Consider the following 6,484-nt stretch of genomic DNA (forward strand, 5'->3'; position numbering starts at 1 on the left):
CGTGAGCCCTTCATTTCCTACAGCGAATGAAGATACAGCATCACTATCGTGTTGTAGTTGAAGTAGAGCCTGTTCTCCAGCTCCTTGATGGCATTGAGGTAGGGAACGATGCTCTCGTCGGAGAAGGCGGCCTTGAATATCTCGACATAGATCTCCGACTCCACCATTGCCCTCAATTCTTCCAGGTCGATGAACCTGGCAACGTCCGACTGTCCCGGCGTCTCGGTCCTTGCCCTGACGTACAACGCCTCGAGCTGGTCGCAATGCTCCCTGACGCGCGACCTGACGTCGGACAGAAGAAAACTCTTCAGCTGAGGATACTCCTCCCGGGGGTATCGAGCGATGCGGGAGAAAAAGGGCACCAGGTGGCCGAGGTAGATATCCACTCCCTTCTTGAGAAATGCCGTGTCCTTGATCACCCTGCACAGCAGGCTGTCCCGCACCTCGAATTCCTCAAGATTGACGGACACCGAGCCGGATTCGATGGAAATGAAGACGGGATATAGGGGACGCCCCCTGCTCCCCAGAACGGCACCGCACGTCTCGGACCCGATCGCTTCGTCCCATTTCGTCCACGCTACGACACCCTGATTGTAGTATTGCTCCCCCATGCTGATGGGCAGATGGAAATTTATCGTGTCGCCTTTCCTCATCCCTTCCCTGCTCACCACCCAGTTGGGAACGGCAAACCCGATGCCGCTCTTACTCAGGTCCAGGACAACGTATTGAAAACTGGAGTGGTCCCCGCCCCTGGTACCCAGAAAAGGCAGGTTCACGGAGCTTATTTCGAACCGTTTCTCCTTTCTCCTGTCCCGGCCGGTCCCCGTTGTCGTCTGTTCCATTCCTGTATCTTACACGTTGACAATACGCGCGACAATGGGAAAATGGGGTATACGGGCATACGAGTCCGCGCGCTTCCCGCGCGCGAACGGGTGTACGGGTCAAAGACAAAAGCGAACGCGAGGCTCAGCACTCGGGTCGGGTCACGGCGGCCCGGGAGCGAGAACCATCAAAAACCATGGAATATTCCCGTCATTGACTGTAAGATAGAAGCATACATGAAGGAGAAGATACTGATCATCGATGACAGCGAGGATATCCGGGTACTCCTGAGGCGCATCCTCGCACAAGCAGGGTATGACGTCGCTGAGGCAACGGGCGGAGAGGAAGCTCTATCCCGGGTCGAGGCCATAAGGCCCGACCTCATCCTTCTCGACATCGTCATGCCGGGCATGGATGGTTTCACCGTCTGTGAAGAACTGGGGCGCAAAGGGTTCCTTACCGACGTGCCCGTCATCTTCCTGTCAGCCAGGTCGGACACGGCGGACAAGGTGAGGGGCCTGGAGAAGGGCGGTTCCGATTACGTAACGAAGCCCTTCGACAAGGCGGAGGTGTTGGCGCGGGTGGAAAACCAGTTGAAGATCCGAAGGCTCACATGCGAGCTCAAGAGGTCGAACGCCAAACTCACGGAGAAGCAGGCAGTCCTCGATGAGGACCTGAAGGCGGCGGCCGGCATCCAGCAGAGTCTTTTGCCGCGAACCCTGCCGGACATAAGGAACCTGGCGATCGCCTGGAAGTTCATGCCTTCCCACGTGATCGGGGGGGACATATTCAACGTCTTCCGCCTCGACGAGGACCACATCGGCATGTACATGATAGACGTCAGCGGCCACGGGGTGCCCTCCGCGCTGATCACCGTCTCCGTCTCCCAGGTCCTTGAGCCCAACAGGGGACGGGTCACGAAGGAACGGACCTATGAGGCCCCCGGATACCGCATAGCATCGCCGAGAAAGGTCATGGAGGTCCTCGACAGGGAATACCCCATCGAACGTTTCGGAAAATACTTCACCATCGTCTATCTCATCATCAACACCCACACGGGCACCATCAGGTACAGCAATGCCGCCCATCCGTCTCCCCTCATCCTGAGGGGCGACGGCACCATGGAACCTCTCGACAAGGGTGGGACGATCATCGGCCTCGACGGCCGTCTGCCTTTCGAGGAGGACGAGAGGTCTCTTAGGACCGGGGACAGGTTGGTGCTCTTCACTGACGGGGCGGTGGAATACTGCAACGATTCAGGGGAGTTCTTCGGCGAGGACCGCTTCTATTCGCTCCTTTCCGGTCTCAGGAACGAAGGGATCGAAACCCTCCCTGACGCCGTCATCGCCGCCATCGAGGACTTTGGCGGGGGGGCGGAGTTTCAGGACGACATCACCCTCGTGGCCGTGGAATTCAGGGGAAACGGGGGGAAAGAGGACCCGGTCCCACCGGGGGTACAGGCTGGGAGTATCTGACGCAACGGAGGTGCGCGCATGGAGATAGAGGAAAGGAAGGTGGGTGACGTTCTCGTCGTCCTGCCCCGGGAGAAGCGGATAGACGCGTCCGTTTCGACAGGTTTCAAGGGAAAAATGGTGGATTGGATCAACCAGGGGAACAAGCGCATCGTTCTTGACCTTTCACAGGTCGATTTTATCGACTCAAGCGGACTTGGTGCCATTGTCTCGAGCCTGAAAACCCTCGGGAACGACGGCGATCTTGTCATCTGCGGTGTCAGGGAAACCGTCATGGGGCTTTTCAGGATCACGAGGATGAACAGGGTCTTCCAGATCTTCGCCGACGAGTCCGAAGCGATCAAGGCGCTTGCAAAATAATATGCCGGAACCGCCTCCTTCAAAAAAGATCACCTTTCTCGTCGATAGCAAGCTGAAGAACGTCTCCCTTGCCGGCGTTGCGATCCGCGGCATTTGCTCTTACCTCTCACTCAGCGACGTCGACGCGTACTACCTCGAACTCTGTGTCGTCGAGGCGGTGAACAACGCCATCAAGCACGCCTACGACAACGAGGAAGGTCATGTCGTCGAGGTCGACATAACGTATTCGAGCGAGGAGATCATCCTCGACATCACCGACAGGGGCAGGCCGATGTCCCTGTACCAGCCCGTCCTCCCCGAGTACGACCCCGGGGATCTCAAGGCCCTTCCGGAACACGGTCTGGGCCTGTACATAATCAACACCGTGATGGACAGGGTCACCTACACCTCCGAAGGCGACAGAAACACCCTCAGAATGATGAAGAAGTTATACAGAAGCTGAGAAGAACAGGTGATAGGTAACAGGTGATAGGTGGTGGGAAAGGCCCTTCCCTGGAACCTGAGACCCGAAGCCTGGGATCTTTCTCTAGCTTCCCAATCCGTTCTCGATGCTGTAGCGGATCAATTCGGAGTTGTTCTTGAAGTTCATTTTTTTGAGGATCCTCGTTCGATAGGTGCTGACCGTCTTGATGCTGAGAAAGAGCTTTTCCGATATCTCCTTGATCGAGTTCCCCGAGGCGATCATCACCATGACCCTGAACTCCCTTTCCGAAAGGGTGCTGTGAAGCGGCACGTCGGCGGGACGTTCAACGACCCCTGCCAGCTTCTCGGCAAGCGTCGCGGTGATGTACTTCCTCCCCTGGGAGATCCGGCGTATCGCCATGACCAGCTCATCGGGCGCGCTCTCCTTCGTAAGATACCCTGAAGCCCCCGCCTTGAGCACCCGCATGGCATAATGCTCCTCGGGATGTATGCTGAGAATGAGGACGTTGGCCTCGGGCTTGTGCTGTTTGAGCTCCTGGAGGACGTCGAGTCCGCTCTTCGCGGGCATGGATATGTCGAGAATGATGATATCGAAGGACCCGCCCAGGGCCTTCCGCAAGGCCTCCTGGCCATCGCTCGCCTCATCGACGACCACCATGTCGGGAACGTCGGAAACGATCTGCTTCAGCCCCTCCCGGACAATAAAATGATCATCGGCGATCAGTATCCTTATCATGACCGCCTCTTCCAACCCGCGTAAGGTGTACACATTGCCAGGGCCTCCGTTCTGCGCGTCATTAGATGTTGTCCAAACCACCCTGTCATTTTTCTCAACATATGCCGGGGGATTCAGCCCCTACAAGTTTATCATCATTTGTACCATACATCTTAAGACTATGGTATCAGAACTGCGGAAAGGGTGAAATAGAGATAGCGAAGCCCCTGTTTGCCTAAAAGAAACAGTCGGGGGGGATGACTTTTGTCTCTTTCGTTTTCTTGGAAGCTAACCTTGATGAGTAAACGGCAGTATTTTGTTGCGCAAGCTCGAAAGGGGCTTCGCTATAGGAAGTCGCGCCAATAAGTCTCATATGACAGGTGACAGTCATCAGATGGTGTTATTATAACAGAGTCTTCGCAAATCGAGATATGTAATTTATGGGTATATAATATATAGCTCATTTATATATATTTGTGGCTAACCTAGTGATATTAAATATGCTCTTAGATTGAGTTTCTTTCCGTTCAGATTGAGCTTGCTCCTGATATTGTTGCGGTGGGTATCGATGGTCCCCGTGGAGACACTCATGATCTGCGCTATCTCCTTGGAGGTCTTGCCGGCCTTGATGAGATTCGCAACCTGTATCTCCGTGGGCGTGAAGTTCGAATACTTCATGGACATCTTCTGCAGGAAGGGTGACAGGATCTCATTGAGGTTACGCTCGACGATGTCCACATAAGAGACCTGCCCGGGGTCGAGCCGGCCCTTTCTCATCTTGTCAATGTAGGGAAAGACGAGGGCCTTGATATTGGCCAGAAGCTTTTCCTCGAGCTCCTTCTTGTCGTCATCCCGGTGTTTGAGGAGAACCTTGAGCGCGGTGTTCGCCTCCTCAAGGCGGCTCGACTCCACCTTCAGCTCGAACTCCCTCTTCTTCAGTGACTCCTCTGTGATCTTCCGGCCCGTTATGTCCTGGATGATGGCGCAGACATACCCTTCTCCTTCATATTCCATGTAGTTTCCCGCGATCTCGACAGGAAACAGCTTCCCCCTCTTCGTCCGGAAAACGGTCTCGACGCTTTCGGGCATGCGGTCGACGGTCCGCCCGCTGTTGTCCATCCACATTTCTCCGGAACTGCTCGCGTCCAGTTCATAGATGGTCCTTTCCCGAAGTTCCTCCCTGGTGTAATCGAGAAGTCTGCAGATCTCATCGTTCCCGTATATTACCTGCCCCTTCCCTGATATCCACAGGACACCCACCGCCGCGTTGTCCACGGCGAACTGGGTAAATTTCAGGGCCGCACCGGCCTTCTTGATCTCCGTGACATCATTTGCAAGGAAGATGCGGTAGTTCTTCCCGGGGAACTGAAGGGCGTGACCCGTTATCTCCACATCGATGATCGTGCCGTCCTTCAACCTGTGCCTCCAGGGAACCCTTTCCTGTGACGGGTCGGGCTTCGACAGGTGGGCAAGAAGCGACGGGACATCCTCGTCGGGTTTCAGGTCTTTGAGGGTCATTCTCAGGAGCTCTTCCCGCGAATACCCGTAGCTGCGCACCGCGAAGGTGTTCACGTCGACTATCTTCAGGGTCTCGAAATCATATACGAATGTCGGAAAGGGGATATTGTCGAACATGTTCCGGTAGCGCTCCTCGCTGTCCTTCAGTTCCTTTTCCGTCTTCTTCCGCTCCGTTATGTCCCGCCAGACAACATACATGAGGGGTTTCGTGTCGCCGAAAGGGATCGTTGTCACGGATATCTCCACCCAGAAGTCCCTGCCGTCCACGCTCCGGTGGAGCCACTCGAAGCGGTTGCTTCCCTCTCTTTTCGCCCGCTCCATGACCTTATCGCCCTTCACCCGTGAAAGCTCTCCGTCAGGCTGGTATTCAGGCGAGATCTCCAGCGGGTGGTACCTGAGGAGTTCTTCCTTCGACGCGCAGCCCATGATGTGGACAGCCGCCTCATTGCAGTCGATGTAGCTCCTCCCGTCGAATATGAAGATGGGATCCACGGACTTCTCGTAGAGCAGCCTCAGCTTGGTCTCTTTCTCCTCGAGGGCTTCCCTCGCCCTCGCCAGCTGGGTTATGTCCTCGTAGGCCATGAGGATCTCGCGCGATGCGAGCTGCACGGGCATGAAATGGATGGTCTTGATCGTCCCGTCCTTACAGGCAACACGGAAGACCCAGGGCTTCTTTTCGCCGGGCTTGAAAAGTTCGAAGTCCTTGATCCAGGTATCCACCACAGATCTGCGGTATTCCGGGTCGGGATACGCCTTTTCGAACCACGCCTTGCCGTCGGGAATATCGGCAAGATCGTAGCCGAACATCTCCCTGAACTTGGGATTGAGGTAGCGGTACTCCCCTTCCACGTTGATAAGAGCCAGACCTACAGGTATGTTCTCTGCGAGCATCTGGAATGTTTCGCCCTTTTCGACAAGCATCATCCCGACCCCTCACCTGAAAGGACCGACGGGGCCTGCACGGACCCCCTTGTCGCGGTCCACCGGTAATGAAAATGTTTTGGCAACATTATAATTGAGTCCCGATGCGCAGTAAATGATTTTCGCGGCATATCGCGTGGCGCGGCCCGCGCACCACTGACTGTCCCCCGTGTTAACGTGCAAGGGGCGCAGGTTGACATCGCCGGAACAACTGGTGTATGAAATATGCATGACAAACTGGTACTGGGTAAGA

The 6,484-nt window shown here is 55.6% G+C and carries 6 protein-coding genes; 3 read left to right on the top strand and 3 right to left on the bottom strand.

Annotated features, from left to right (window positions below; all coding sequences use genetic code 11):
- Positions 1–17: 17 nt before the first annotated feature.
- Positions 18–842: a PilZ domain-containing protein gene (locus GXX82_03475; GenBank protein ID NLT22085.1), complete on the bottom strand. Its 825-nt coding sequence runs from the start codon at positions 840–842 to the stop codon at positions 18–20.
- Between the two features lie 216 nt (positions 843–1,058).
- Here GXX82_03475 and GXX82_03480 point away from each other — a divergent pair, with 216 nt between their 5' ends.
- From GXX82_03480 to GXX82_03490, 3 genes are read left to right on the top strand one after another with little or no spacing between them, the layout of a single operon-like run.
- The gene (locus GXX82_03480) at positions 1,059–2,297 is read left to right on the top strand and encodes a fused response regulator/phosphatase (protein NLT22086.1); all 1,239 of its coding nucleotides are present in this window, start codon (positions 1,059–1,061) and stop codon (positions 2,295–2,297) included.
- Between the two features lie 18 nt (positions 2,298–2,315).
- Positions 2,316–2,654: an STAS domain-containing protein gene (locus GXX82_03485; GenBank protein NLT22087.1), complete on the top strand. Its 339-nt coding sequence runs from the start codon at positions 2,316–2,318 to the stop codon at positions 2,652–2,654.
- 1 nt (position 2,655) lies between these two features.
- The gene (locus GXX82_03490; protein NLT22088.1) at positions 2,656–3,096 is read left to right on the top strand and encodes an ATP-binding protein; all 441 of its coding nucleotides are present in this window, start codon (positions 2,656–2,658) and stop codon (positions 3,094–3,096) included.
- 84 nt (positions 3,097–3,180) lie between these two features.
- Here GXX82_03490 and GXX82_03495 read toward each other — a convergent pair whose 3' ends face one another.
- Positions 3,181–3,813: a response regulator transcription factor gene (locus GXX82_03495; GenBank protein ID NLT22089.1), complete on the bottom strand. Its 633-nt coding sequence runs from the start codon at positions 3,811–3,813 to the stop codon at positions 3,181–3,183.
- A gap of 459 nt (positions 3,814–4,272) precedes the next feature.
- Entirely contained in the window at positions 4,273–6,234 is a 1,962-nt protein-coding gene (locus GXX82_03500; GenBank protein NLT22090.1) for a PAS domain S-box protein, read from the bottom strand.
- Positions 6,235–6,484 lie beyond the last annotated feature (250 nt).

Source organism: Syntrophorhabdus sp., assembly GCA_012719415.1.
GTDB lineage: Bacteria > Desulfobacterota > Syntrophorhabdia > Syntrophorhabdales > Syntrophorhabdaceae > Delta-02.

Coding starts and splice junctions, on each gene's coding strand:
- GXX82_03475 (NLT22085.1), bottom strand. CDS start 842: ATGGAACAGACGACAACGGGGACCGGCCGGGACAGGAGAAAGGAGAAA.
- GXX82_03485 (NLT22087.1), top strand. CDS start 2,316: ATGGAGATAGAGGAAAGGAAGGTGGGTGACGTTCTCGTCGTCCTGCCC.
- GXX82_03490 (NLT22088.1), top strand. CDS start 2,656: ATGCCGGAACCGCCTCCTTCAAAAAAGATCACCTTTCTCGTCGATAGC.
- GXX82_03480 (NLT22086.1), top strand. CDS start 1,059: ATGAAGGAGAAGATACTGATCATCGATGACAGCGAGGATATCCGGGTA.
- GXX82_03500 (NLT22090.1), bottom strand. CDS start 6,234: ATGATGCTTGTCGAAAAGGGCGAAACATTCCAGATGCTCGCAGAGAAC.
- GXX82_03495 (NLT22089.1), bottom strand. CDS start 3,813: ATGATAAGGATACTGATCGCCGATGATCATTTTATTGTCCGGGAGGGG.